The 325-nt window shown below is 59.7% G+C and carries 1 pseudogene; it reads right to left on the reverse strand.

The window, feature by feature from the left end:
- A pseudogene (locus VBE63_RS31275) lies at positions 1-183 on the reverse strand (hypothetical protein); the annotation flags it as partial.
- Positions 184-325 lie beyond the last annotated feature (142 nt).

A 325-nucleotide genomic window follows, 5' to 3' on the forward strand; every position in this document is an offset into this window, starting at 1 on the left:
CGCTCGTTTGATCCGGTGGCGCAGCTCATTGCTGCCACCAAAACGCCGCCCCATCTCGGTCAACGTGAGCCGGGGACCACTCACCGTCGCGGCCACCGCCTCAAACAGGACGCTGAGGCGCCGACGGTGCACCGCGCCAAGCAGGGGGCCGATACAGCGATGTAAGATCGTCAGTGCAGGCATAAGGAACTCCTCAAACAGGCTTGGTCCTCAACAGGTTTCCTCGCCCGTGGTGGACCATCACCTCCTCTGCATGTTCAGTTTCACTCCGATATCTCCACTAAGCCGCTGCCTGTCTTTGTTTTTTAGTGGGGATACCTCAGGG

This window comes from Lamprobacter sp., assembly GCF_034860625.1.
Taxonomy (GTDB): domain Bacteria; phylum Pseudomonadota; class Gammaproteobacteria; order Chromatiales; family Chromatiaceae; genus Lamprobacter.